The following is a 25,419-nucleotide window of genomic DNA, read 5'->3' as shown; positions in this document are numbered from 1 at the left end:
GAGAAGGGGGAGGAGATTTGTAGCGTTTTTTTTGTAATAAAAATTTTTCTAGAAAGAGGGTTTTCTAAGGGCAAGCATTATTTAATTTTATTAGATCGGTATTCTGATGTAATATGTTTCTGAAATAAATAAGAGAGGACTGTTCTCGGTTTATTTGCATAGGTTGTAGGTATTTATTGAATAATGAAAATTCGTGTTATCGATTCTACTAAAGCGACTCCTGAAGAGCTTATGGAGAAAGATCGTTCGCTCCTGGATTCCTTGAAAGCAGGAGAGGTGATTCTTCATTTGTATGAGTGGGAGGGCCTTTTTCCTGTTACGTATGGATGTTTTATTAAACCCGAAAGATTCTTTCGGGCAGATTGGGAAGCTTTAGGGGTAAGGGCTGCACGTCGTCCTACAGGAGGAGGAGTTACCTTCCATAATGGAGACTATGCGTTTTCTCTACTTGTGTCTTCAGAGCACCCAGCCTATCAAAAGTCTGTTTTAGCGAATTATCATACGGTGAACCGTTTTGTCCTCAAAGCCATTAACAGATTATTTAGATTAGAAGGTTCATTGTCTCCTAAAGAAAGCTCGACGGAGCAAGTGGAGGCTTCTAATTTTTGTGTGGCAAAAATTTCTAAATACGACGTTCTCATAGGAGATAAAAAAATAGGGGGAGCATCTCAAAGATCTGTAAAACAAGGATTTTTACATCAAGGCTCCATCTTTTTGTCAGGAAATTCACCGCATTTCTATCGAAAAATTTTACAGCCGGATCTTGTGGACAAGATGAGCTCGAAAATGGAGGAACAAGCGTTTTTCCCCTTAGGAATAGAAGCTCCTGCATCGGTATTAAAAGAAGTTAGAGGAGAGGTGAAGGACGCCTTAATGCGCATCTTTATGCAGGAGGGGATTTAATGGGGATGAAAACACTTTTTTTACGAAAAATATTTTTGTTTTTGGCTTGCGCAACAACATTTAGCAGCTTTGCGCACACAATAACCGTTCCTGATAGAGGCACAGAGGCCAAGGTGCTTATTCATGATAACGGCTATGAAATGTATGAATACCTGTTAGCCGCTATCGATAACGCCGAATATACTGTAGAATTATGTCCTTGTATGACAGGCGGAGAGATTTTATCTACTATTTTGCAACATCTGGATCAGCGTATGGAAAAAGCTCCTGAACTTGTGGGCTACATGTTGATTCAGCCTACGCTTATAGATGATAATGACCGAAAAAACTTACAAGCTCTTCAGAAGAAGCGCGCGGATCGATTCTTTTATTTATTTTCGGATTGCCCCCCGTATTGCAATATTTTTTCTCCTAACGTTATCGAAACACACATCAAGCTTTCTATCATTGATGGGAAGTATATTTTTATTGGGGGAACGAATTTAGAAGATCTCATGTGCTCCAAAGGGGACGTTGATCCGGGAATCTCGGATTCCCCTCGTGCTATGATAGGAGGCGTGCTTCGGCCTTCTGCTCTTAGAGACCAAGATGTCACGATTGTTTCAGCAGAATTAGGAGCTTTGCTTCGAAAAGAGTTTTGTGCTCATTATGCCTTATGGAAAGATTTCACTAAAAAATTGTGGTTTAACAAAAAATTAGATGATTTCAGAGGTATAGATCCTGTTAATCTTCCTTTAGAAAAAGCGAGACACTCTTTCTGTCCGGTGATTGAAACGAGTTCTTGTTCGGTTTCTGTTCCGCTAGATAAGATTCGATTTATCTTTTCTGGGCCAGATGAAGCGAATAATACGATTACCCAAGAGTATAGTCAATTGATTGCTCAGGCGGAACACTCCATTCGAATCGCGCAGATGTATTTTATCCCCGCAGACAAAATATATGATAGCTTAATGGAGGCCTGTTGGAGTAGAAATGTATATATTCGGGTGATAACTAACGGGAGAACTGATCGTAGCCCCGATATTACGAGAACATATGCTTGGGGGAATCGGATTAATTATTTTCCATTGACCTTTGGGTCTAGGCCTCTCTTGTGGAAACGGTTTCTCTTTTCCCCTAGTCACGCTACCAACAATTTTTCTGTTCATGAGTTTTACGTAGCCAATACTCAGCTACATAAAAAATGCATGCTCGTAGATGATCGAGTCTTAGTTATAGGCAGCTATAATTTTGGCAAAAAGAGTGATGAATGTGATTACGAGTGTATCGTTGTTATTGAGTCACCAGAAGCTGTTGCTAGGGCACAATTGGTATTTGAAAAGGATTTGGGGCTTTCCAAAAAGGTGACTTACGATGAAATTATTAATTGGTATTTTGATCCAATGAATTATTGTTTAGGATATTTGGAAGACAAGTACATGCCGGCCTAAATTGTTTCAATAGTAGTCTGGAGAGATGCAATATATCTCTCCGTTTCTTTATCTAGTAAGCTTGATAATAACTTTCGCAATGAGTACCATGGGGCGTTCTGGGAGAGTTCTCTCCCTTGTCGAGAAGGAATGCTTTAAGAATGGTTTTCCTTTTTTTTAATGAAAATTTGCTCAAAGAAAGAAGGGGCTCTTGCTAGCGTTTTTCAACAAACATCAAAAAAAATTTATCGGGTTAGTGATCGCCGGCGTTTGTTTATCTGGATTCGGTGTTGGAGTGGGGCAAACCGTTAAAACGCGAAATCTAGGATCTAGCAACACGGTTTTTAGGACTCCGTCAGGTAGAAAATATTCTGAAAAAGAATTCCGATTATTGAAACGTTTTTTATCTAACGAAGCCTATCCTTTTACAGGCAATCCAAGAGAGTGGAATTTTCTTAATGAAGGGATGCTAACGGAGCGTTTTTTGACAAATAAGTTAGGGGAGAGCTTATTCTTAGAAGTGTATAAGTCCGGTTTCCCCGCATTTGATAAAGAACGAGTTTATGAAGGGTATCGGCGTTTTGATGCTCCTTTTATTTCTGCCGATGAAGTTTGGAAATCTTCTGCTCCTCAATTACGGGATGCTTTTCAAGTGTTTCAACGCTTAGAAAATCCTGTTTCTTCAGAAGGATTTGCTGCTCGAGTAAGACTATTTTTAGAAGAGAAAAAATTTCCTCACTACGTCCTTAGACAGCTGTTGGAGTATCGGCGTCAGATGTTTCAGCTCCCGATAGACAACTCTTTGTCGCAGGGGCGGGACTTGCGTTTGTTTGGATATCGTAATGTTAAAGATTGGTTTGGGGATAGGTATGTTTCTGCGGTAACAGAGGCTGTGTTACGTTTCATAGATGAGCAGAAGAAGAACATAGGGATGCCCTCTTTGAAAGAAGCTCGGCAGGATTTTTATGATAAAGCTCAGCAAGCTTTCGCTAGATTGAGTAAGCATGCGGAGTTCCATTTAACATTTGATCAGTTAGTAGCTTCTTTTTACTCTTTTATGGGAGTTGAAGAAACAGAGTTTCTCCGCATGTATCGGGAAATTTTGTTATATAAAAAAGCTATCTTAGCGTTGGAAGGAGCCGTTGCTTTTGACTACTATCCCTTACAGAAGTTCTTTTCTATGGGGAAAGATTCCGTTTCTGTGGAGATGTTTCATTTGCCAGATAGTTTAGTCTTTAAGGATAAAGAAGATTTAGAGGCTTTTGAGACCTATCTTAGTTTAGTAACAGCTCCTTCGGATCATGTCTTAGACATCCCAACGAAATTCCTTCCTGTTGAAAAGGTAAAAAACAAAGCAGAGTGTCTGGTTGGGAAACGTTTTTCCATTTTTTATCGGAGTGTAAAGCTGTCGGAACTTGAAAAATATGTTCCTATGGCTCAGGTATATTTGTGGTATCAGAATCCAGAGAACTTTGAAGAAATTTTAGCAGAATTTCCAGAATTAGAAACCTGTACATCTCTACGCGATATTTTGAATTTGAAACCCGCTGTTGTAGAAAAAGCGCACGCTTATGTAAGAAAGGCAATTCTTCGGGCGGATTCAGATATGATTCAGTCTGAGTTGGCTAAGCAGGAGCAGAAAGCGGGAGAGCTTTTCTTGTCTGTAGGGCAGGAGCCCCTATTGCCGGGCATTCAAAATGGTGTTCGGTTAGCAAATATTTTGATGCAGCAAGATGTAATTGATAACTATTCCCAGGATAATGAGCATTTCTATTGTGTTACGGTAAGAAATCGGCCAAGTAGAGAGGAGGTGCTGCCGTATAAAGAAGTGATTCGCAAAGGGTTAAAGAAGACTTTGCTAGAGAATTACAAAGCAGAAGAGCGTATTCGTCGTGTCTTAGCCTATTTGCAAGAAGCCTTTCCTAACCGCTCGGGCAAAGATCTCTATCAGAGACGTCTTGTTCGATTTGTTCAATCTTTTCAATCCGGAAAACTATCGCAAGGAGATCTTGTTGGAGGATTAGAGAGAACGATAAAAACATTTTCTAGAGGGGATCAGGGTACTCCACAGGAGTTTGAAGATATGTTGTCCCAGAAAGAAGGGCAAGTATCGGATGTGCTATTTGATTCAGATAGAGGTCCTTTCTATTATGCTTTTATTTCAAAAATATATTGCGATTACCCGGCAAGTTTAGACAAGCTATTATTTGCTAAGCGTCATTTGAATGAAGAGATTTTAGGACCTTATTTAGCAGAGGTTTTTTCCCAATCCACAAATTAACAACATAGAAATGGAATAGGACATGTATGAAAGGTAAAAAATATTATTCTGACTACCATGTATGGATAGAGCCTATTCATCCTTCAGTTGTAAGACTGGGGTTATCAGCCCAAATGCGTGAGCATCTGGGGGATATTTTGCATGTCGATCTTCCTTCTTTAGGAGCGTTTGTCAAAGAGGGAGAGGAGCTTTGTGTTTTAGAGTCTTCAAAATCAGCGATAGAAGTTCTTTCTCCGGTTTCCGGAGAGGTGTTAGAGGTCAATGCCGCGCTTGAAGATGATATCCTCCCCATCAACCGTGCCGCAGAATCCGAGGGCTGGCTAGTTGTTCTCCAATTGTCCGAAGATTTTGATGGAGAACGTTTTTCTTTAGAGCTTTAGCGGGCTGCTTGAGCCGCTAGCTTTTTGGGCCTTCTTCCAGTCCAGACTGTATAGGTGCTTTCACATTGTCGGTAGCGCTTGTAACAATGGCAGCTTTAGATGTGGGTTTGGAGATGTCTATTCCAGTCAATCCCATGAAAGCCATAGCTATGAGGCCTGTCATAATGAAAGAGATGCCCATTCCTTGTAAGTGTTTAGGGACATTAGAATACGCTAGTTTTTCTCGAATTGTTGCAAAAAGAACGATAGCTAACCACCATCCACATCCTGATCCTAAAGAAAATACAACCATAGGAAAAAAGGGATAGTTTCGAGTAATACCAAATAATACTCCGCCTAAAATAGCACAGTTTACTGCAATAAGGGGAAGAAAGATCCCTAAGGCTAAATACAGGTTTCTTGAAAATCGCTCCAAAAGAAGTTCTAAAATTTGTGTGAATGCTGCAATAACCACAATGAATGTAATTAATTCTAAAAAACTCAGATCTATATCTGCTAATGCAGGAGACAGCCAGGCCAAAGCATGAGGCCCTGTAATAAAATGATGGACTAGCCAGTTAATACTACCTGTAATAGTAAGCACTAAGGCTACAGACATCCCTAAGCCGTTAGCTGTTGACAAGCGAGAAGAACAGGCTAGATAGCTACACATTCCTAAAAATGTAGACAGCAAAATATTTTGGATAAATGCGGCCTGCAAGAAGATCCCTAAAAGATTCACTAAAGAATAGTCTCCTAACCACATATTTTACCTCTTTGTCTTTTGGGCTCTAATAATGTTCACCAACCAAATCATGATTCCTAATAGGAAAAATGCTGATGGAGCTAAAACCATTAATCCTAAGTTTTCATATCCATCGGGATGGGATACAGAGGAATAAAAGATTGTAGGAATGATGCGGAAGCCTAAGATGGTTCCAAATCCGAATAACTCTCTAATTACACTAATGCAAACAAGCACCCAGCCATAGCCAAGACCTGCTCCCAGACCATCTAAAAATGCGGGTATCGGAGAAATATGGCGAGCCATACTCTCTGCGCGGCCCATGACGATGCAGTTAGTAATGATCAATCCTACAAAAACCGAAAGGGTTTTAGAGATATTGAAAAAAAAAGCTTTTAAAAACTGGTCGATTAGGATCACAAAAAGACTGATGATGATAAGCTGTGCAATCATTCGCACGCTTTCTGGGGTAATTTTTCGTAGAAGGGAAACCACAAAAGAGGAACAGCCTGTAACAAAGCTAACCGCTAATCCCATTGTTAAAGCTGTTGTTACCGTAGTAGTAACAGCTAGCGCTGAGCAAATCCCTAAAATAGCAACAAGAGGCTGGTTATTGACCCACAAAGCATCAATAAAATAACTCAAAGAGGATTTATTGGTTGTCATGAGATTCTCCACTAGAATTCAGATCGGCAAAAAAGGTCAATAAAGGGCGATAGGGAGCTAGCGAATTAGCAAAAGCTTCAGTAACACCATTGCAAGTTAGCGTAGCTCCTGAAATTCCATCGACAGCGGATGCTGCTTTAGGAGAATCTCCTAATGCTGCGGCAACAGATCCTTTGATGACTTCTAATCCCAAAGTGGTTTTCGTAAAGTCAGTTTCCCCAGAAGAAGATGCAAGAAAAACTTTCTTCCCTTTAAAATTTTTTTGCCATTGAGGATTCGCTATATTTGCCCCTAATCCTGGGGTCTCGCCATGTTGATACCAAGATGTCCCAAGAACTGTATTCCCATCTTTTTCTAACGCAAGAAATCCATAGATAGGCCCCCATAAACCAAAGCCCTCTATAGGAATAACTATGGACTCAATGGCTGTAGGGTTTGCTGCTACTTGGGATGCAGATAAATTTTTTGAAGATTCCTCGTTGGTTAGAATAGCGTAAACTACATAAAGACTATGGTTTCGTATTGAGGGGGTCGGTTGAGATAAGAATTCTGTTAGGCTGAGATTGTGGTCTTCAAAAGAGGAAAGATGACCCTGAGAATCCGTAAGTAAGACTCTAACAAAATTTTGAAAATAAGAACTTAGAGTTGCTGCGGTTACTCGAGGTGGAGTTGAGGAGCTTTCTAATAGCTGGTTTTTTGTGTTATAAAGAGCGGGTTTCCAGTCTCCTTCGTCATGTATTTGGAATCTGTTGTCACAAGAAACAACCTGTGCAGCCATTAACATTTGCTGATTGCGGTCGAATTCTGCGGCTTGCTTTTGGATGGGGGTCAGAAAATAAGCAGCTGTAGAAAGAAGAGTTCCCGCAATCAAACTAAGAACAAAGATGAATAAGATGATGTACCAAGGTTGGTTGAGATAATGACTAGGCTTGGATGCCATATTTTATACCCCCTGTTGTCTGACTTGCTTAAGAGCGATCTTGTCAAATAGGGGAGCGAAAACGTTCCCTAATAGAATGGCCAGCATGACTCCTTCTGGATACGCGGGATTAATTAAGCGTATGAGAATGGTAAGAAAGCCTATAAAAGTGCCGTAAAACCATTTCGCTAGTTTGGTTGCAGGAGAAGAAACGGGATCTGTAGCCATAAAGACTAGGCCAAAAGCTAATCCCCCAATAAAAAGATGGCGATAGACCGGAATAAAAAATTTAGCTGGAGCCCAAGCGCCAGCTTGTCCAGCTGTTAAGACGCTTATGATTTTAAATAGCCAGGCAAAAAATAGAGAACTGAGACCAAAAGAAAGCATGGTTCTCCAGGAAGCAATCCCGGTTAACAATAAAAGACCGGCTCCAAGTAGACAGGCTACAGTAGAGGTCTCGCCTAAGGCTCCAACAGTATTCCCGAAAAAGAGATTTCCGGTAGAAAATTTTCCAATACCATAAATAGCGTCGGTAAGAGAATATGCGGCATCAAAGTGTGCAGGAAGAAGACCCAATCCGCCCTCAGCTGTAGGGGCAGTTATAAAACTTTGAAGTTGCTCTAAAGAAAGTTGATCAATTGTCAAATTAGGAAAAGACTCTGCCCATGTAGCAAACTGTGTTTGGAGAACTTCCTGAGAGGGAACGTGTTCAAGTTTTAAAATATTAGAAGCAATAGCATCGATGTGCACACGTTTAACGGAAGGTGGTGTTGAGTTAAGAATCTGTAAGCAGGTAGATTGAGAAAACCCATCGAAGCTACTTCTTTCTGCCAAGGAGTTCATCATCGCAAGGCTTTCTTTAATTTTGTTAGGGTTGCTGCCGACCCAGACATCTCCGCTCATTTTAGCGGGGAAGGAGAAGAACAGAAAGGCTCGTCCCGTAAGGGCAGGATTCAGAATATTCATACCTGTACCGCCAAAAAGCTCTTTCCCAACAACGACTCCAAATGCAATTCCTAAAGCTGCCATCCAGTAAGGGATAGTAGGTGGTAGAATAAGGGGATAAAGCAGTCCCGTAACTAAAAGTCCTTCCGCTATTTTATGCTTACGAATAATAGCGAAAAACACCTCACAAGCGCCTCCCACAGTATAGCTAATGAATAGCAGAGGCAGAAAAATTTTGCAGCCAGAGAAAAGTACGTTGCCAATACCGATCTCTTTGGCCACAAATGAAAAATAGCTAGTAAACCCTGATATATGTAAGAATGCTTCCATCATTTGTGGATCAGAAGACTGGTAAACCAAGGCCTGCAGACCAGAATTCCAGATAGCGACAAAGATTGTAGGCATTAGGGCAATGACAACGAGCATCATCCAACGCTTAACATCGACAGCATCTCTAACAAACGGGGGAGAAGAAGGTGTGTGTAGGGGCTCGAAGCAGAAACTATCTACAGCATCTGCCACAGGAGTCATGTATTGAAATTTGCTTTTACGACAAATTTTCCAAAGAGAATCGACAAGTTTTTCGAGCATTGTGTCTGATAGAAAGGTTGAGAACGTTACACGTCCAAAACGTAACAAATCATTAAAATTTTTACGAATAAAAAACTCTGTTATTTATACGGCTCTAATATTTGTTATTCGACAAATATTTCCTGTTCTCTGTTGCATTTGTAAAGCTCCAGGAAAAAGCCTTTGCTTGTCTTGTTTGCGTCGATGCTGTAAGCGCGTTCCAGAGCAGAGATGCTCCCGGTGTTTAGAAACAGTAGGTATAGGAGAAAGTGTAGCAGCTTGTGCAGCCTGTGCTGTCCTACCTCCGCATCTTTCTTTATATCTGTACGAGCACTCTCTTGAAGCTTTGGCTTTATATCGCAGCGCTTGTTTGGGGAATGTGTGTGGAGAACGAAGCTTCTCTTTGGCTGCATCAAGAGCCTTAGTTTTACATCAGAGCTCGATTGCTCGCGTGGTCTTTTTTTCAAAAGACATAAAGAAAAATGTTGCAGCCGCGATAGCAAAGCATCTGAACGTTCCCTATGAAAAAGTCTCTTTCTTCAGGAGAAAGAAGCTACTAGCTTCGCAAGAAAAGATTTGTATTCTCTCAGTTTACCCATTGAATAAAACGATTCGAGAAGAAATTGTTGGTTACTGTTCCACTGGAACTCTTTTTATGAGTCTATTTTCTCGTGTTGACTAGGCTCGGCCCCCTGAATAGAAACATAACCACATAAGCGTACACCCTCATCTACACAAAGGCTTCCTGCTTGAATATCCCCTGTAACCATAGCTCTTCCTTGAAGAGAAACTTTTCCCGTTACAGTAATATTACCTTCAACGACTCCTGCAATCTCTGCTTCTTCCAGGTCAATATTAGCCTTCACATATCCTCGAGGCCCGACAATAATTTTTCCTTTGGAAACCAGAATTCCTTCAAAAGTTCCATCGATACGAAGTAGGCGCTCAAAAGTTAGCTCTCCCTTAAAAGAGACTCCTTCTCCTAGCGTAGTCTCTGGTTCTTCTGGAAAAGTAGGTTCTTGAATCACAGGTTCTTCTTGCTGTTCCTCCCATTGGGCGTGTTCTTCTTGAGACAACAATCGAGTTTCCGCAGGTTTAGCAGTTTCGAAAATACTTGGGTGGTTTTCTAAACGTTCTGTTCGTTGAGAATACGCGCCGTAACTTGCGGAATTCGCGCCGCTATCCTCATACAAAGTCTGGACTCCATCAAAGAAATTTTTCGTAGGTCTTTTGAACATTGCTCTCCCCACATAGACGGTCTCTGTAAAACAAGAACAGCTTAAGAAGACTACACAAAGTGTTGAGGTGAGTCTACTGCTATATTATTCTTGCATAAGCTAATTTGATTTTTTAGCAGAGCGTCTTTTTCTATCTTCTGTTCGATTGTCTTGCAAGCATAAAGAACTGTTGAGTGAGTTTTTCCAAAAGCAGCGCCAATTGCAACAAGAGAATCCGTAATTAAAGTTTTCGCCAAATACATAGCAACCTGGCGAGCTAACGGAACATTTTTAGCCCTAGAAGTCCCTTTAAGATCCTGAATTTTCACCTGAAATACTGTTGCAACACTCTTTAAAATGCTCTCAACAGAAACTTTCTGCTTAGACGGAGCGCGGAAAAGCTCTTTTAAAGTGTCCCGAACAGTAGTCTCTGTTAAAGGTTTATTAAACAAGAGACAATATGCTGTAAGTTTGTTAATTGCGCCTTCGAGCTGACGAACATTTCCGTAAACGTGATCTGCTATATAAAAAGCGATCTCATTAGGAATATTGAGTCCTTTTTGCTCAGCTTTATGTTGTAAAATCGCAACCCTAGTTTCCAAATCAGGAACTCCAACGTGAGCGACAAGCCCCCATTCCATCCGAGTAATGATGCGTTCGGATAATTTGAGTTGACCAGGAGGTTTATCGCTAGTTACGACAATTTGTTTGGATAAATGGATTAAAGTCTCGAAGGTATTACAAAATTCTTCTTCGAAATTTTGGCGATTTTGTAAAAACTGAATATCATCGACGAGAAGGAGATCCAAAGATCGATAAAAATTTTTCATTTTATCAATAGATTTAACTCGCAAATGATGAACCAAATCATTAATAAAAGCCTCCGTCGTGATACAGTGTATGCGGAGATTTTTATGGTGTTCTCGAACATAATGTCCAACAGCATGAAGCAGGTGGGTTTTACCTAGTCCCACTCCTCCATGAATAAATAGGGGATTATAAGATCTTCCTGGGCGGGCAGCAATCCCCAGGGCAGCAGATTTTACAAACTGGTTAGAAGGTCCTTCTATGAAGTTATCAAAGCGATAAGCTCCATTCAGTTTTAATTGAAAATCTTTATTTTCTTCTGAGGTTTCTGCGGCCGGCTTGGTAATAGCTGGAGCTACCGGAGGAGAAGAACGCTTGATTTCTGCAACGACAAACTCAAGGGCCGGATTTCCTTCTGCATCTAGAGGGACAAAAGAGCAAAGATCTCTTTTGTAGTTATCTAGTAAATAACTTTGAACGAATATATTTGGAATTTCTAATCTAATTTTTTCTCTAGATTCTTCTAGTACTTGGATAGGGGCAATCCAGTTTTCAAAAGCTGTTTTGGAGCAGCGAGTCTTAATATAATTAATGAACTGCTCCCACGTGCTGCAATCGTTGCAAGTTAACATCGCGTTCTCTTTATCGCTTGAGGAATTAAGGATTTGGTAATGCGTCCTCCTCTTGGAGAAAACCGCAAATGTAGCATTGCAATCGATAAGCAATCAATACATTTCGTTCAAAAATACGCTTAGGGATAGGAGATTTTTTTATTAAAATTTTCCTGAACGAGAAACAAACGAATGCTCAACAATAAAAGAGTTTTTTTGCAAAGAAAAGAGAAATTGTGAGTTGGTATTCTCTTTTGAACAAATAACCTATCGAACGGAAGTTAAAGGAGTTTTCACATAGCTAAGTAATAAAGCTTCCGCATCGTTGGCAATAACGGGATCAGGACAAGAGGTTAAGTAGGAAGCTATTGCCGACGCTTCTTCTATACGTTTGAGACAAAACAGAGCTTTAGTTTTATTGAGAAGGGTTGGAAGATGATCTCCTTGCATACGCAAAGCTTGATCCAATACGGCGAGCGCTTTGGTATTTTCGTTGATTTGTAGGTAAAGCCCTCCTAAAGTCTGAAAATCATAAACACTCAAAGGGTCCAGAATAGTGAGCGCTTCAAAAAAAAGAATCGCTTTTTGATAATGTCCTTGTCGAAGAAACGAATAGCCAGAAATGCGAAGCTCCTCGAGTTCTTCATCTCCCCATCCTAAAATAGCTTTCCACTCATTGTCTAACATATATGTTTAACCCTGTACAAATTGAAAAATGCGGGAAATAACGTAGTCGATTAGAAGATTCGAGCTTTTGATTCCTTGATCTAATGCTCTAAGCAGTATCTTTCCTTCGCGAACTAAAGATTCCTCTTGCTCCTCTTCGTTAGCAGCTTCTTCTTCCAGATCTTCTCGATCAGGATGGCGTTTGCCTCTTCTTGTAAGAGGGGCTGTTGTTGAGCGATAAGAGAATTTGCCTCTGGTTAAAACCTTTAGGTAAGAGGAAATTTTTTCCATGTCTTGATCTTGTTGGTCCGGAGAGCCGAGAGATGGGACCAGATAGGGAGTAGAAAATCGTTGTTTGTGAAACTTTGCAGGAGGAGCAAAGGAGGCCCAGCAAGTTTTCTTGTCGGTTTGCATAAGCGTCGACAGAGCTGAAGGCTTCGGCGTCATATCTAAGATTTTAGCGTGCTTAGCTATGTCGCGAATAGCCGCACCTTCCATCTGAATTTCTTTACGGAAATCATTAACGAGCTTATTTGTAGAGCTATGCTTCTCGTATACCGAGGTGCTGTAGTTAAAAATCTCGACCATAAGTCTCCTTTGAAGGGGGTCATAATCTCAATCATAATCGGGGAAGGGAAAAAGTCAAGCGTGGCTAAGATGAGAACGTAATCCCAAGGTTTTTAGGGTGTTAGATATAAAAAGCGGTGATTAGTTTTTGTTGAAAAACTGTGCTTTTAACTAAATGTGCGATAAACTAGAACCTTCTACTTTAGCTGCAAGGGAATTTTTTTGAGGTTTTGAAGAAAGTCGTTTTGCGGCTTAGCTTAATAGTTACTAATTTTTGAGCGAAAGGTTTCCCGTGACAGATGCTATTCCTCATATCCCTGTTTTGGTAAAAGAGACTCTTTCTTTATTCCAGGACCGAAATCCTACAACTTTCTGCGATGTTACTGTTGGTGCTGGTGGTCATGCAGAAGCTTTTCTAACAGCATTTTCTTCGATAAAACGTTATGATGGATCGGATAGAGATCAGTCTGCTTTGACATTGTCGGAACAACGGTTGCGCCCTTTTAAAGAGCGAATAAGTTTGCGGCATGCTTCTTTTGAAGAGGTTGATGCTTTGACTTCTGATGGAATGTATGATGGAGTGCTAGCAGATTTAGGAGTTTCCTCTATGCAGTTAACAGATCTTGAACGAGGATTTAGTTTTCAGGGAGAGGAGCATCCCCTAGATATGCGAATGGACGTTTCTCGAGGAATTACTGCTAGCGAAGCGTTGAATTCTTTACGAGAAGAGGAAATCGGAACTATCTTTCGAGAGTATGGAGAAGAACCTTTTTGGAGGAGCGCAGCGGCTGCGGTGGTCCATTTTAGAAAAAAGAAAAAGATTTTGACGGTTAAGGATTTGAAGGATGCAATGTCCGGAGTTTTTCCTTCTTATCGATTGCGCAAGAAGATTCATCCGTTAACATTGATATTTCAAGCTTTACGCATCTATGTTAATCAAGAGGGGGCGCAATTAAAAGTTTTATTAAACTCGGCTTTGCGTTGGTTAAGCCCTGGTGGACGCCTGGCTATCATTTCTTTCTGTAGTTTAGATGATCGTCCTGTCAAATGGGCTTTTAGAGAGGCTGAGTCTAAGGGCCTTGGTCGTGTGTTGACTAAAAAGGTAATCATGCCAACTTATGAAGAAACAAGGAAAAATCCTCGATCACGTTCGGCTAAGTTGCGTTGTTTTGAGAAAATGTAGAAGCTTGCTATGAATAGGTACCGGTTCTGGCGATTGTTTACTTGTTTGAGCCTTTTGTGCTGTGCTCTTTATCGGTATATAGATAAACAGAATGATCTTACGAAACTGCGGTTAGAAATTCCTTGTTTATGGGCCCAATTGCGCCGAGTAGAGCAGGAAAATGTATCGCTGCATTTTTTGCTTGAAAAGTTAGAAAATCCAGAACATTTGTTACAGATAGCCTCGCTTCCTGAATACCAATATCTCGAGTATCCTAGCGAGGAGAAAATCAGTGTTTTAACTTATGAACTACCGTAGACAATTAACTCTAATCGTTGTTGGGGTTTTGTCTCTGTACGCACTCTTAATAGTTCGTTATTACAAAATTCAAATTTGTGATGGAGAGCGTTGGGCTGCGGAAGCGGCAAGTCAGCACGAGTTTCGTGTCAAAGACCCATTTCGAAGAGGAACGTTTTTTGCGAACACCAGCTTGCGCAAAGGTGAAAAAGAACAGTTCCAGCCATTAGCCATTGATGTCACTAAGTTTCATTTGTGTTTGGATGCAGTGGTTATTCCTGAAGCATACCGAGACGAGATCGCTCGTATGGTTGTTGTTATGGTTGGAGAAGGAGATTATCAGAGAATCCGCAGTGAGTTTGATAAAAAATCACGCTACCGCAAGTTATACGTTTCGCTAGATGTTTCTATTCGAGATCGGATTTTAGCTTGGTGGAAACCGTTTGCTATCAAACATAAAATTCCGGCTAACGCGCTATTTTTTATTAGTGATTACCAACGATCATATCCCTTTGGAAAGCTTCTAGGACAAGTTTTACATACTTTGCGAGAAGTAAAAGATGAAAAATCTGGAGAAGCGTTCCCTACCGGGGGGTTAGAAGCTTATTTTAATCATTTGTTAGAGGGAGAAAATGGTGAACGTAAGTTACAGCGCTCTCCTTTAAATCGTTTAGATGTAGATAAGGTAACGAAAATTCCTAGAGATGGGAGTGATATTTATTTAACGATAGACGCGAATATTCAAACGATTGCGGAACAAGAAATTGCTGTGGGAGTATTGGAGGCTAGGGCTCGCAGTGGACGAGTTGTTGTGCTCAATTCGCATACAGGAGAGATTCTTGCTTTAGCGCAATATCCTTTTTTTAATCCTGAGAGGTATCGAGAATTTTTTAATTGCGAGGACAGCATAGAAGACACTAAAGTCAAAGCTGTTAGCGATGTTTTTGAGCCAGGATCTATCATGAAGCCATTGACCATTGCTATAGGTTTGTTGGCAAATGAAGAATCGCAAAAACGTTATGGAGAAACTCTTTTCGATCCCAATGAACCTATAGATGTCACTCGACGCTTGTTTCCTGGACGTCAAAAAATGCCTCTTCGAGACATTGTGAGCAATCGATGCTTAAATATGTACATGGCAATTCAGAAATCTTCCAATGTGTATATGGCGCAACTAGCAGATCGCATTGTGCAAAAATTGGGGGCGGATTGGTATGAACAGCGTCTACAGAGTTTTGGTTTTGGGAAGAAAACAGGAATAGAATTGCCGGCAGAGGCTGTGGGGTTGGTCCCTTCAAGAAAGCGTTTTCATAAAAATGGGACACCAGAATGGTCTTTGTCAACGCCGTATTCCTTGGCTATGGGTTATAATTTACTCGCCACGAGCATGCAAATGGTGCAAGCTTACGCTGTTTTTGGCAATGGCGGGTTTTTGGTGCGTCCTACACTGGTCAAAAAAATTATTTCGCCTTCTGGAAAAGAAATACATCTAGCAGCAAAGCCTGAAAAAACTCGATTACTTTCCGAAAAAGTTGTTTCGGAGGTCGTGAGGGCGATGAAATTCACAACTTCTGTAGGAGGGACAGGCTTCCGTGCTGCTCCTAAGGGCTATTCTAGTGCGGGGAAAACGGGGACGACCGAAAAGCTTGTCAACGGGCGTTATGATAAAAAACGGCATATAGCTTCGTTTATTGGGATTACTCCTATAACAGCGTTATCAGAAACTGCGGTCCCTTTAGTTATCCTTGTTTCTATTGATGATCCTGCACATGGAGTTAGAGAAGATGGCACAAAAAACTACATGGGGGGACGGTGTGCTGCACCGGTTTTTTCTAGAATAGCATCTCGGGTGTTGCCGTATTTAGGCGTGCCGGAAGATAAACAACAGCACGCCTGTCAAGAAGAGATTGTCCAGCTGAAAAGTTTATACGAAGAGTGGAATCGTAAGTAGGGTTATTTCGATGCACATACGTGCTCTGAAGCTTGTTGTTGAGGAATGAGTGTGCACCCCGGCATGAGCAAGGCTGGAGAAGAGAATAGCAATACAGAGAATAATAGTTTCATAATATTAGATCCGTAACGAAGAATTTCTTTGCTCCATATAAAAGTTGTTTTTTTTGTGAAAGAGCAAAAAAGAGAAAGGATCGTTGTAGATCTCTTTCTTTAGAAAACCGTTGGTTGACAAAGCTTGACAACGAATGTTTGTATAGTAAATTATTTGAGAACGCTTTTTGAAGCCTTTGTACGTGTGTTTTAGGGGGCTGGCATGCATTTAGACCAACTTCTTCAGAATATTCCGGCTAAGATCTATGGGAAAGTTGAGTCTATTCCTGTTAGGAATTTGACTCGAGATTCTCGTTGTGTTGGGGTAGGAGATATTTTCATCGCTCGTCAAGGACGGTTTTGTGACGGCAATGATTATTCAGCTCAAGCTGTTGAAAATGGGGCGATTGCAGTTCTTTCTTCTTTATATAATCCATTCCTATCGGTTGTTCAAATTGTTGCAGAAGATCTGGTGGCTTTAGAAGCTTATTTGGCCGCGAGGTTCTATAAAGATCCTTCGAAACAGCTGGACGTTATAGGGGTTACAGGCACTAATGGGAAGACGACGGTTTCGTGTCTAGTTAGAGAGCTTATGGAATATAAGGGACGGCGAACGGGACTCATTGGAACTATAGAACACATTTTAGGAGCGAATAGAATTATTGATAGTTTTACGACTCCTGATGCCGTTTTACTACAAAAATACTTTGCTGAAATGGTTAAACAGAACTTGTCGACAGCTGTTATGGAAGTGTCGTCGATAGGTCTTTCTCTTGGAAGAGTCCGCGAAACGAAGTTTTTAGCGGGCGTTTTAACAAATATCTCGTTAGATCATCTAGATTTTCATGGCTCTTTTGAGGAATATGTAGCGGCTAAGCAACAGCTGTTTGCTGCTCTCCCAGAACAAGGTATTGCGGTTGTTAATTTAGATTGCCAGTACGCGCAAAGCTTTTTAGCAAGTTCTCCTGCTAGAGGTGTTTCCTATGCTGTGCATCAAGAGGCTGATTATCGTGCTACAAATTTGAGGTTTTCTTCTTCAGGATCTAGTTGTGATATTTGGTATCAGGGAGAAGTCTTCCCTTGCGAAACCTCTTTGGTGGGAGAGCACAATGTGTATAACATTTTAGCAGCTTTGGCGGTGGTGCATCAGATTTTGGGAGGAGATTTGGCGGAGCTTGTGCGTTATGTTCGTCACTTGTCTGCTCCAAAAGGACGGCTGGACCCAGTTTTATCTGGTCCTTGTCCCGTTTATATTGATTATGCGCATACTCCAGATGCGCTAGACAATGTGTGTAAAATTTTGTCGCAGCTCCTTCCTAAAGATGGTCGGTTAATTATTGTGTTCGGATGTGGAGGAGATAGAGATCGTAGTAAGCGGCCTCTCATGGCAAAAGTTTCTGAGCGCTACGGATTTTCTGTTGTTACTTCAGATAATCCCAGAACCGAAGATCCAGAACGAATTATTGCTGATATTTGTTCGGGTTTTTCAACAGATTGCTATGTTGTTGAAGGTGATAGAAAATTAGCCATCATTAAAGCGATGTCAATGGCTTCGGATAAGGATATTGTGCTAGTTGCAGGGAAAGGACATGAGGTATATCAGATCTTCAAACATCAGACGATTGTCTTTGATGATCGAGAGGTTGTGTGTGAAGCTTTGGCCTCGCTTTGTTAATTCGAAAATCTTACTTTTGCTAATTGCTCTGACTAGCTCAGATAGTTGTTTTGCGGATGCCAGCTATGTTCCTAAGGTTAGTCGAAATGAGCTGATTGTCATAGACCCTGGTCATGGGGGTAAAGATGAAGGGACTGCGGATAAAGAGCTGCGCTACAAAGAAAAATCGCTTGCTCTATCGATCGCTTTGAGTGTGCAAGCGTGTTTGCGTCGCCTAGGGTATAAGACGATCATGACAAGATCTACGGATGTTTACATAGATCTTAGTAAGCGGGCTGCAATAGCAAATCAAAATAAAGCAGATGTTTTTGTTAGTATTCATTGTAACCATTCCTCTAATACATCTGCTTTAGGTACTGAGATTTATTTTTATAATGATAAGAATGTGTTGAGAACTAAAAAATCAGAAAGCCTGGGGAAGTCGATTCTAGCTTTTATGCAAAAAAATGGAGCTTTGCGGGAGCGGAAAGTGAAAGAAGGAAATTTTGCTGTTATTCGAGAGACTACGATGCCAGCCGTTCTTGTGGAAACAGGGTTCCTTTCCAATCCAAAAGAGCGTGCTGCTCTTTTGGATTCCCGTTATCGCTCGCATTTGGCTAAAGGTATTGCGGAGGGGATACACGCTTTTATTCTAAATCGACAGGTTAACAAGACTTCAACAACGGGCTCGGGAGTGAAACAAGTACATAAATAATCTGGGGGAGAGAGGCGTTAACAAGACCTTTAAGTGTGCGAAAAGATGTTCGTAGTAGGGGAGGTTTCAGTTGAGTGCGACTCGTGGGTGGATTTTGTGCGTTCGTGGAGAAGATAAAAAAAAGTCTTGAATCCAAAGGATGAATGCATATTATACGCATATATTGCGGTACTTAGGGACGCAAGGGTTACCACTTTAACTAGGAGGCAACAAGCTACCATGGCAACGATGACTAAGAAGAAACTAATTAGTACGATATCTCAAGATCATAAAATACATCCTAATCACGTGAGAACTGTTATTCAGAATTTTTTAGATAAGATGACAGACGCTCTAGTTCAAGGGGATAGATTGGAGTTTAGAGATTTTGGGGTTTTGCAGGTTGTAGAAAGAAAACCAAAAGTTGGGCGTAACCCTAAAAATGCAGCAGTGCCTATTCATATCCCTGCTAGAAGAGCTGTAAAGTTCACTCCTGGCAAAAGAATGAAACGTTTGATTGAAACACCAACAAAATCTTCTTAGTCCTCTTCCCTTTCCCAGGCTTTGCTTTCGATCATAGAGTCAGGTCTGCCTGTTGCTAAGGCTTGACTCTAATTTTCTTCGAAATTATTTTTTGCCGTTAAACGTCTTTTCGTTAACTATGCTAATAGAATCGCGGTTGGAGTTAGGGGATGTTTTGGAGACGTTCTCTAATGGGAATTTTGATATTCAAAGCAAGAGACTCGTCGAAATTTTTCAGAATAAGAAACTGAGAAGAATTGCTTTACAACATTTTCTGTATCACCCTTTATTGCATGTTCACGATATTGCTCGCGCGACCTATTTATTAGCCGCATTGGAAGAAGGTTTGGATCTTGGGGACCAGTTTCTTGATATACACCAGACTCAGACAGGGGCTGTGTTATTATTTCGTCGAGCAGGGTTCTTGTGGGGCGGGCTCCCATATCCAGGAGAACATGCTGAGATGGCCATGCTCTTATCTCGCATTGCAGAGTTTTATGATGCAAGCCACGAATTGGTGAGGAAAATGCTGGCGTTTCAACAGGCTCTATTTTCTCATGAAAAAAGAATTTTCCCCGCATTATGGAGCCAAAAATACGACAGATCTGAACAAGAAAAAACGTCTGTGAGTAAACTGCTTTTCTGCCAAAAAGAAGCGCGTATTGAGGACCAGTTCACGCTAACGGAAGCTTCTCTTGGTTTTTGGATGCAAAGGACTTCTTCGTTTTCTGCTTATGTTAGCGGTAGTGGTTGTAAAAGCGGACTGGGAGCTTTTTTTATCGGGGATGCTGGAGTTGTTAACTATGGCCCTTGTGTGAGGGATCCTGAAGCATGTTTGGGGTTTGGTCTATGTGGGCGTGTGAAAGAGTTTTTGTGTCAAAAAAGGGACGGCGATACAGTGCTATCTTTTTCAGCGTCCTTAGCCCAGCCTTATGCTAGACAAACAGGCTTTTTTTATCTGCAGGATGCCCTACAAGGAACTGGATCGTGTCATTCTATTGAAATTTCAGAGCAAAGATGCTTAATTCATTCCTCTTTAGAGCAAGAAAATCACAGAGCCTCTTTTGCGATTTTTTGTAAAGGAGCACAATGCCAGGTGCTTAATGGTCCTAAATTACGGACCGAGGCTTCGGACTCTTATAAGGGACCTGCTTATGACGTGCTGATCAAAGGTGAGAAAGAAACTATTCGGATCCTATCTTCCAGCACCTATATGGAAATTTTCTCTTTACAAGGAAAAGAGCAGTTCTGGGGAAGTAATTTTTTGATTAACCTTCCGTATACGCAGAACGACATAAACATTTTGTTTGAAAAAGCTTGATTTTCTTTAAGAGAAGTTAAAATAATTTTCTTGAAAACGAGCGTCTTTATAATCAGCTAGTTGGTTTTAGGTTGTTTTTGATGCTTGTTTGTATTAAAATTAACTCTTTTTTATAAGAAGGGAGCGTGCTACGGTGGAACTACTTCCTCATGAAAAACAGGTTGTCGAATACGAAAAAACGATCGCCGAGTTTAAAGAAAAAAATAAAGAGAATAGCCTGCTTTCCTCTTCAGAGATTCAAAAATTGGAAAAACGTCTAGATAGATTAAAAGAAAAAATTTACTCTAATCTTTCTCCTTGGGAAAGAGTACAAATTTGCCGCCATCCTTCAAGACCTAGAACAGTTAATTACATTGAAGGTATGTGTGAGGAGTTTGTTGAACTTTGCGGAGATCGAACATTCCGTGATGATCCTGCAGTTGTTGGAGGATTTGCAAAGATTCAAGGACAACGCTTTATGCTGATAGGGCAGGAGAAAGGATGTGATACGAATTCTCGTATGCATCGCAATTTTGGAATGCTTTGTCCTGAAGGTTTCCGAAAAGCTTTGCGGTTAGCTAAAATGGCTGAAAAATTTGGCCTCCCCATTATCTTTTTAGTGGATACACCAGGAGCTTTTCCTGGATTGACAGCAGAAGAGCGGGGGCAAGGTTGGGCTATCGCAACAAATTTGTTTGAGCTAGCCAGACTAGCAACCCCAATCATTGTAATTGTTATTGGTGAAGGGTGTTCTGGAGGAGCTTTAGGAATGGCTATAGGGGATGTTGTAGCCATGCTAGAACACTCCTACTATTCTGTGATTTCTCCTGAGGGATGTGCTTCTATTCTATGGAAGGACCCGAAAAAAAATAGTGATGCTGCGGCCATGTTAAAAATGCATGGAGAGGATCTTAAAGGATTTGCTATTGTAGACGCTGTGATTAAAGAGCCCATAGGTGGAGCGCATCACAATCCCGCGGCCACGTACTGTAGTGTTCAAGAATATATCCTTCAAGAATGGCTTAAATTGAAAGATCTACCGGTAGAAGAGTTGCTGGAAAAACGATATCAGAAATTCCGAACGATAGGTCTATATGAAACTTCTTCTGAAAGCGGTTCTGAGGCATAAGAAGCATCTAGTTCTACTTATTTTTTCTCTTTTGTCTATATTAGGACTGACAATAACGTCCCAAGCGGAAATCTTCTCTTTGGGACTTATTGCTAAAACAGGCCCCGATACTTTCCTTCTTTTTGGAAAGCAAGAGAACAATGTTTTAGTTAAAAGAAAAGAACTTTCTAAAGAACAGCTTCTTGAGCAATGGGATCATATTGTTGGAGATGGTGATGTTCTTTCCGTGGCTCAGGCAAATACGTATATTGCAAAGCATTCTGGAAGTTCCCAATCCATAACAAAAAGGTTATCTGCTTATCTGTCTGGGTGTTTTGATCTTTCGCGCCTTCAGTATCTCGCGTTTTTTCTTGTGATTGTGGCTATTTTGAAGTCGACAACACTATTTTTCCAAAGATTTTTAGCGCAACTGATCGCTATTAGAGTGAGTTGTTCTTTACGTAAAGATTATTTCTCAGCTCTGCAAACGCTTCCAATGACTTTCTTTCATGCTCATGATATGGGGAATTTAAGCAGCCGAGTGATTGCAGACTCTTCTATGATTGCATTGGCGATCAATTCCCTGATGGTAAACTATATACAAGCGCCCATTACCATGGCGCTAGCTTTAATAGTATGTTTATCCATTTCTTGGAAATTTTGCGCTTGCGTGTGTGTGGCTTTCCCCATTTTTATTTTGCCTATCATTGTAATCGCTAAAAAAATCAAAGCTTTAGCCAAGCGGATTCAGAAAAATCAAGATCATTTTACAGCCGTATTGCTGGATTTTTTGTTAGGGATTCTCACTGTAAAAGTATTCCGAACGGAGCAGTTTTCTTTTAAAAAATATTGTCAGAAAAATGATGAAATTGCTCGTTTAGAAGAACGTAGTGCAGCCTATAGCTTAATTCCAAGACCTCTTCTTCATACCATTGCAGCCCTTTTCTTTGCCTTTGTTGTGATGATTGGGCTATATAAATTTCATATCCCGCCTGAAGAGCTGATTGTATTTTGTGGGTTGTTATATCTAATTTATGACCCGATTAAAAAATTCGCAGATGAAAATGCTACGATCATGCGGGGCTGTGCCGCTGCGGAGCGGTTTTATGAAGTTCTCGATTTTTCGAAGCAGCAGGTTTGTGTTTCCGAACAGCTAAACGAATTTCAAGGGCTACAACATAGCATACAGTTTTGTAACGTATCTTTCGGTTATTCGGAAGATAGACCCGTGCTTTCGGATTTCAATTTGGTATTAAAAAAAGGCGAGGCTATTGGTATCGTTGGTCCAACAGGATCTGGAAAATCTACAATAGCAAAGTTATTACCAAGACTTTATGAGGTCTCTCAGGGAGAATTGCTCATAGATTCGCTTCCTATCAAAAGTTATAGCAAAAACTCTCTAAGAAAACATATTGGCTGTGTGTTGCAACATCCATTTCTATTCTATGATAGCGTTTGGAATAATCTCACCTGCGGAAGAGATTTTTCAGAAGAAGAGGTTATCGAAGCCCTAAAGCAAGCTCATGCTTATGAATTTGTTTGTAAGATGCCTCAGGGAGTACATAGTTTTTTAGAAGAGTCTGGAAAAAATCTATCTGGGGGGCAACAGCAACGTTTGACTATCGCCAGAGCATTGCTTCATAACACCTCGATTCTCTTGCTTGATGAGGCAACATCAGCTCTTGATGCCATTAGCGAAAATTACATTAAAGAAATGGTAGAAAAATTAAAGGGGCGGTGTACGCAAATTATTATTGCTCACAAGCTTTCCACTCTTGAACATGTAGATCGTATTGTTTATTTGGATCAGGGGAAGAAAATAGCAGAAGGAACAAAAGAGGAACTACTGACTTCCTGTCCAGCCTTTCAGCGTATGTGGGGTTTATCTGGCGCTAAAGATTGGGAACTCTGTTCCGCTATGAGTAAAAGATAAAAGGTGAGTTTGGAGGGACTCGGCTAATTTTTGAGAAAGGCGAGCTTTGTTTTTTTTCAAAAAATTGCCGCCTCCCGGAATCGTGTAATCGGAAGATACTTTAATCATGGAGCAGGAGCAAGAAATTAAAGAAGCCTGTTGAGCAATAAAAAAACCCTCCATATCTACCAGTTGCCACTGTTTATGAAATCCTTTTCTATATGGAGAGCTCACGGACGTCAATTGTGCTATGGGGAGACTAGGGACAGGAGTTACAGCATATGAGGTTTCTGGGGATCCCTGGTCGTTGAATATCTTTACAGAAGCTGTTGTATAGGTTGTAAGAAGAGGGATATCAGGATTGCAGGCGCCCGCGAACCCCAAGTTAATCCAATGGTGGTACCCCATTGGGGGCGGAGTTAGCGCATGGATGACTCCTTCTGGGCCCCATTTTTTCAATATGAGAACATCTATTAGAAAAGCTTCTGTATGGTACGAAAAGAATTCTCTGTGGGCTGAAAAAGGAAAAAGCTCAAGGGTTGCCGAAGCTTCTGCAGGATCTGCAAAAATAAGAAGAAGCTTAAGCATTACGACAAGCCGTCCATAAGGTGGAAAGTGCTTGTTGCCCAATAGAGGAGAGGTGAAAGGTTTCCTTGGTTACATACGTATCAACAAAACGTTGAATCGTATCGGAGCTTTTGTCTCGAGAATATTCAGAAGCTTTTTGAATAGCCAAAGAGCTCTCTGTTAAAGATCTTTTTAAAGATTTTTGAAGGGCATTGCTCAATAGATAAGAGTCATCAGTAGAAAGCTCTTTAGAAATAACAATACAGCCTAAAGGCAATGGAAGGCGCCAAGTTTTTTCCCAAAGTTGCCCAAGGTCTTCGATAATGCACAATTCCTTTGGAAAAGAAAAACGCTCTTCATGAATCACTGCTCCACCGTCCACCCGATTGGTAAGGATGGCGGGAATGATTTCTTGATACCTCATCGGGACCAATTCTATTTGCGGATAGAATAGACGACAAAGAGCATGCGCTGTTGTTGTGGCTCCGGGAGTAGCAAGAGTTGTTAATTTTTTATCTGGTTCTTTCGAAAGAATTAAAGGGCCTATCTTGTATCCTAAAGTTGTGCCAACATTCAAAACATGGTACGCGTCTGCGACCTTAGGATACAAGCTTGCAGAAATTTTAATTAAAGGAAAGCGAGCTTCTAGGGCATAAAAATTTAAAGAAGCGATGTCTGCAATCATAATTTGGCGCAAAGAAGGAAACCCTTCATGCTTTTCTAAGAAAGACCTAAACAAGAAAATATCGTTGGGACAAGGAGAGAAGGCTGCGGAAAAAGTCATTTGAGCTGTTGGTAAGCCTCGATCGCTGCTTTAATTTCTTTATTTTCTGGTTGTAATAAGTAATCTCCTTTTTGTAACCAAGCAATGTAACTTGAGGGGACTTCAGAAAGAGGCTTGCCCTTGTATTTACCAAACGGCATTTTAAAGATTCGCGGATGACAAGTTTCGTTCAGCAAATCATAAATTTGATCTGGGGATAGATCTCCGACCAAAGCTGAAAACACTCTATGAAGCGTGATAACATCATCCAAAGCTCTGTGTGCTTGATTTTCTTCAAATCCATAGACCTGACGAAGGTATTGCAGACTATGCTGAGGCAAATCAGTTCGATACTTCTTTGCCCACTTTAGAGAGTCGATAGTACGGAGCTTGGGTTCGGGCAATCCATGTCTATGACATTCTCGAAGTAGCAAAGGATAGTCAAAGGAATTGTTATTATGAGCGACAAGAATATTGTCTGTGCCGCAAAATTCGCTGAATTGTCTGTAGGCTTCCGGAAACTTTGGGGCATCGGCAACTTCTGCAGTTGTGATTCCGTGAATCTTAGTTGCTTCGGCGGGAATAGGGATTTCAGGGTTTACCAAGGTTTGAAAAGAAGCTCCTGTGGTCCCATTGTACGCAGCTATTTCCACTATGCGATCTTTATCGATCTGCGTACCAGTTGTTTCTGTGTCATAAAAAATTAAATCCGGCACGGGGTCCTCTAAAGCT

General features: G+C 40.9%; 25 protein-coding genes. 14 read left to right on the top strand and 11 right to left on the bottom strand.

The window, feature by feature from the left end; translation table 11 throughout:
- Positions 1 to 183 precede the first annotated feature (183 nt).
- From B6E89_RS01555 to B6E89_RS01540, 4 genes are all read left to right on the top strand, one after another.
- Complete coding sequence (locus B6E89_RS01555) at positions 184 to 903, top strand: lipoate--protein ligase family protein (protein ID WP_080128975.1); 720 nt, start codon at positions 184 to 186, stop codon at positions 901 to 903.
- Between the two features lie 5 nt (positions 904 to 908).
- Positions 909 to 2,333 (top strand): phospholipase D-like domain-containing protein, encoded by a 1,425-nt coding sequence (locus B6E89_RS01550; protein ID WP_080133257.1) that lies wholly within the window; start codon positions 909 to 911, stop codon positions 2,331 to 2,333.
- A 190-nt stretch (positions 2,334 to 2,523) separates the two neighbouring features.
- Positions 2,524 to 4,593 carry a hypothetical protein gene (locus B6E89_RS01545; protein ID WP_080132970.1) on the top strand — a complete coding sequence of 690 codons (2,070 nt, stop codon included), beginning with the start codon at positions 2,524 to 2,526 and terminating at the stop codon, positions 4,591 to 4,593.
- Positions 4,594 to 4,619: 26 nt separating this feature from the next.
- The gene (locus tag B6E89_RS01540) at positions 4,620 to 4,973 is read left to right on the top strand and encodes a glycine cleavage protein H-like protein (protein WP_035406104.1); all 354 of its coding nucleotides are present in this window, start codon (positions 4,620 to 4,622) and stop codon (positions 4,971 to 4,973) included.
- A gap of 16 nt (positions 4,974 to 4,989) precedes the next feature.
- Here the strand turns inward: B6E89_RS01540 and nqrE are convergent, their stop codons facing one another.
- Genes nqrE through B6E89_RS01520 form a run of 4 tightly spaced genes read right to left on the bottom strand, consistent with a single transcriptional unit; the run spans position 4,990 to position 8,818 of the window.
- The gene (gene nqrE, locus B6E89_RS01535) at positions 4,990 to 5,718 is read right to left on the bottom strand and encodes an NADH:ubiquinone reductase (Na(+)-transporting) subunit E (RefSeq protein ID WP_080132968.1); all 729 of its coding nucleotides are present in this window, start codon (positions 5,716 to 5,718) and stop codon (positions 4,990 to 4,992) included.
- Positions 5,719 to 5,721: 3 nt separating this feature from the next.
- The gene (nqrD, locus tag B6E89_RS01530) at positions 5,722 to 6,363 is read right to left on the bottom strand and encodes an NADH:ubiquinone reductase (Na(+)-transporting) subunit D (RefSeq protein ID WP_035406097.1); all 642 of its coding nucleotides are present in this window, start codon (positions 6,361 to 6,363) and stop codon (positions 5,722 to 5,724) included.
- Complete coding sequence (locus B6E89_RS01525) at positions 6,350 to 7,303, bottom strand: Na(+)-translocating NADH-quinone reductase subunit C (RefSeq protein WP_080132967.1); 954 nt, start codon at positions 7,301 to 7,303, stop codon at positions 6,350 to 6,352. The genes nqrD and B6E89_RS01525 overlap by 14 nt, the downstream gene beginning before the upstream one ends.
- A gap of 3 nt (positions 7,304 to 7,306) precedes the next feature.
- Entirely contained in the window at positions 7,307 to 8,818 is a 1,512-nt protein-coding gene (locus B6E89_RS01520; RefSeq protein ID WP_080132966.1) for a Na(+)-transporting NADH-quinone reductase subunit B, read from the bottom strand.
- Position 8,819: 1 nt separating this feature from the next.
- Between B6E89_RS01520 and B6E89_RS01515 the strand changes: the two genes are divergently transcribed.
- Positions 8,820 to 9,479, top strand: a complete 660-nt coding sequence (locus B6E89_RS01515; protein WP_035406087.1) for a hypothetical protein — start codon at positions 8,820 to 8,822, stop codon at positions 9,477 to 9,479.
- On the opposite strand, the gene B6E89_RS01510 is transcribed toward B6E89_RS01515, so the two are convergent.
- From B6E89_RS01510 to B6E89_RS01495, 4 genes are all read right to left on the bottom strand, one after another.
- Positions 9,451 to 10,035, bottom strand: a complete 585-nt coding sequence (locus B6E89_RS01510) for a bactofilin family protein (protein WP_035406286.1) — start codon at positions 10,033 to 10,035, stop codon at positions 9,451 to 9,453. The genes B6E89_RS01515 and B6E89_RS01510 overlap by 29 nt on opposite strands.
- 50 nt (positions 10,036 to 10,085) lie before the next feature.
- On the bottom strand, positions 10,086 to 11,453 hold the full coding sequence (gene dnaA / locus B6E89_RS01505; RefSeq protein WP_035406084.1) for a chromosomal replication initiator protein DnaA: 1,368 nt from the start codon (positions 11,451 to 11,453) through the stop codon (positions 10,086 to 10,088).
- Between the two features lie 246 nt (positions 11,454 to 11,699).
- On the bottom strand, positions 11,700 to 12,119 hold the full coding sequence (locus B6E89_RS01500) for a type III secretion chaperone (RefSeq protein ID WP_035406080.1): 420 nt from the start codon (positions 12,117 to 12,119) through the stop codon (positions 11,700 to 11,702).
- 6 nt (positions 12,120 to 12,125) lie between these two features.
- Positions 12,126 to 12,686 (bottom strand): DUF5399 family protein, encoded by a 561-nt coding sequence (locus tag B6E89_RS01495; protein WP_080132964.1) that lies wholly within the window; start codon positions 12,684 to 12,686, stop codon positions 12,126 to 12,128.
- 271 nt (positions 12,687 to 12,957) lie between these two features.
- Between B6E89_RS01495 and rsmH the strand changes: the two genes are divergently transcribed.
- The 9 genes from rsmH to B6E89_RS01445 all read left to right on the top strand — a co-directional run bounded on the left by rsmH (position 12,958) and on the right by B6E89_RS01445 (position 23,378).
- Complete coding sequence (rsmH, locus tag B6E89_RS01490; protein WP_080132962.1) at positions 12,958 to 13,848, top strand: 16S rRNA (cytosine(1402)-N(4))-methyltransferase RsmH; 891 nt, start codon at positions 12,958 to 12,960, stop codon at positions 13,846 to 13,848.
- Between the two features lie 9 nt (positions 13,849 to 13,857).
- Positions 13,858 to 14,145 (top strand): hypothetical protein, encoded by a 288-nt coding sequence (locus B6E89_RS01485; RefSeq protein ID WP_035406074.1) that lies wholly within the window; start codon positions 13,858 to 13,860, stop codon positions 14,143 to 14,145.
- The gene (locus tag B6E89_RS01480) at positions 14,132 to 16,075 is read left to right on the top strand and encodes a peptidoglycan D,D-transpeptidase FtsI family protein (RefSeq protein ID WP_080132959.1); all 1,944 of its coding nucleotides are present in this window, start codon (positions 14,132 to 14,134) and stop codon (positions 16,073 to 16,075) included. The genes B6E89_RS01485 and B6E89_RS01480 overlap by 14 nt, the downstream gene beginning before the upstream one ends.
- Before the next feature lie 315 nt (positions 16,076 to 16,390).
- On the top strand, positions 16,391 to 17,842 hold the full coding sequence (locus B6E89_RS01470; RefSeq protein WP_080128971.1) for a UDP-N-acetylmuramoyl-L-alanyl-D-glutamate--2,6-diaminopimelate ligase: 1,452 nt from the start codon (positions 16,391 to 16,393) through the stop codon (positions 17,840 to 17,842).
- Positions 17,757 to 18,536, top strand: coding sequence for an N-acetylmuramoyl-L-alanine amidase family protein (locus B6E89_RS01465; RefSeq protein WP_080132056.1), 780 nt, complete (start codon positions 17,757 to 17,759; stop codon positions 18,534 to 18,536). The genes B6E89_RS01470 and B6E89_RS01465 overlap by 86 nt, the downstream gene beginning before the upstream one ends.
- 219 nt (positions 18,537 to 18,755) lie before the next feature.
- The gene (locus B6E89_RS01460) at positions 18,756 to 19,058 is read left to right on the top strand and encodes an HU family DNA-binding protein (RefSeq protein ID WP_009871614.1); all 303 of its coding nucleotides are present in this window, start codon (positions 18,756 to 18,758) and stop codon (positions 19,056 to 19,058) included.
- A gap of 118 nt (positions 19,059 to 19,176) precedes the next feature.
- The gene (locus tag B6E89_RS01455; protein WP_080121322.1) at positions 19,177 to 20,358 is read left to right on the top strand and encodes a hypothetical protein; all 1,182 of its coding nucleotides are present in this window, start codon (positions 19,177 to 19,179) and stop codon (positions 20,356 to 20,358) included.
- 133 nt (positions 20,359 to 20,491) lie between these two features.
- Positions 20,492 to 21,466: an acetyl-CoA carboxylase carboxyltransferase subunit alpha gene (locus tag B6E89_RS01450; protein ID WP_035406061.1), complete on the top strand. Its 975-nt coding sequence runs from the start codon at positions 20,492 to 20,494 to the stop codon at positions 21,464 to 21,466.
- Positions 21,432 to 23,378, top strand: coding sequence for an ABC transporter ATP-binding protein (locus B6E89_RS01445; RefSeq protein ID WP_080132957.1), 1,947 nt, complete (start codon positions 21,432 to 21,434; stop codon positions 23,376 to 23,378). Before B6E89_RS01450 ends, B6E89_RS01445 begins: the two co-directional genes overlap by 35 nt.
- Here B6E89_RS01445 and B6E89_RS01440 read toward each other — a convergent pair.
- From B6E89_RS01440 to B6E89_RS01430, 3 genes are read right to left on the bottom strand one after another with little or no spacing between them, the layout of a single operon-like run.
- Positions 23,328 to 23,945: a hypothetical protein gene (locus B6E89_RS01440; RefSeq protein ID WP_231909333.1), complete on the bottom strand. Its 618-nt coding sequence runs from the start codon at positions 23,943 to 23,945 to the stop codon at positions 23,328 to 23,330. The genes B6E89_RS01445 and B6E89_RS01440 overlap by 51 nt on opposite strands.
- Entirely contained in the window at positions 23,938 to 24,708 is a 771-nt protein-coding gene (locus tag B6E89_RS01435; protein ID WP_080121318.1) for a 1,4-dihydroxy-6-naphthoate synthase, read from the bottom strand. The genes B6E89_RS01440 and B6E89_RS01435 overlap by 8 nt, the downstream gene beginning before the upstream one ends.
- Positions 24,705 to 25,403: a putative quorum-sensing-regulated virulence factor gene (locus B6E89_RS01430; protein ID WP_035406052.1), complete on the bottom strand. Its 699-nt coding sequence runs from the start codon at positions 25,401 to 25,403 to the stop codon at positions 24,705 to 24,707. The genes B6E89_RS01435 and B6E89_RS01430 overlap by 4 nt, the downstream gene beginning before the upstream one ends.
- Between the last annotated feature and the right edge of the window lie 16 nt (positions 25,404 to 25,419).

Source organism: Chlamydia suis (assembly GCF_900169085.1).
Lineage (GTDB): Bacteria > Chlamydiota > Chlamydiia > Chlamydiales > Chlamydiaceae > Chlamydia > Chlamydia suis.
The sequence above is the reverse complement of the archived record's forward strand: the minus strand, read 5'-3'. Positions and strand labels throughout refer to the sequence as shown.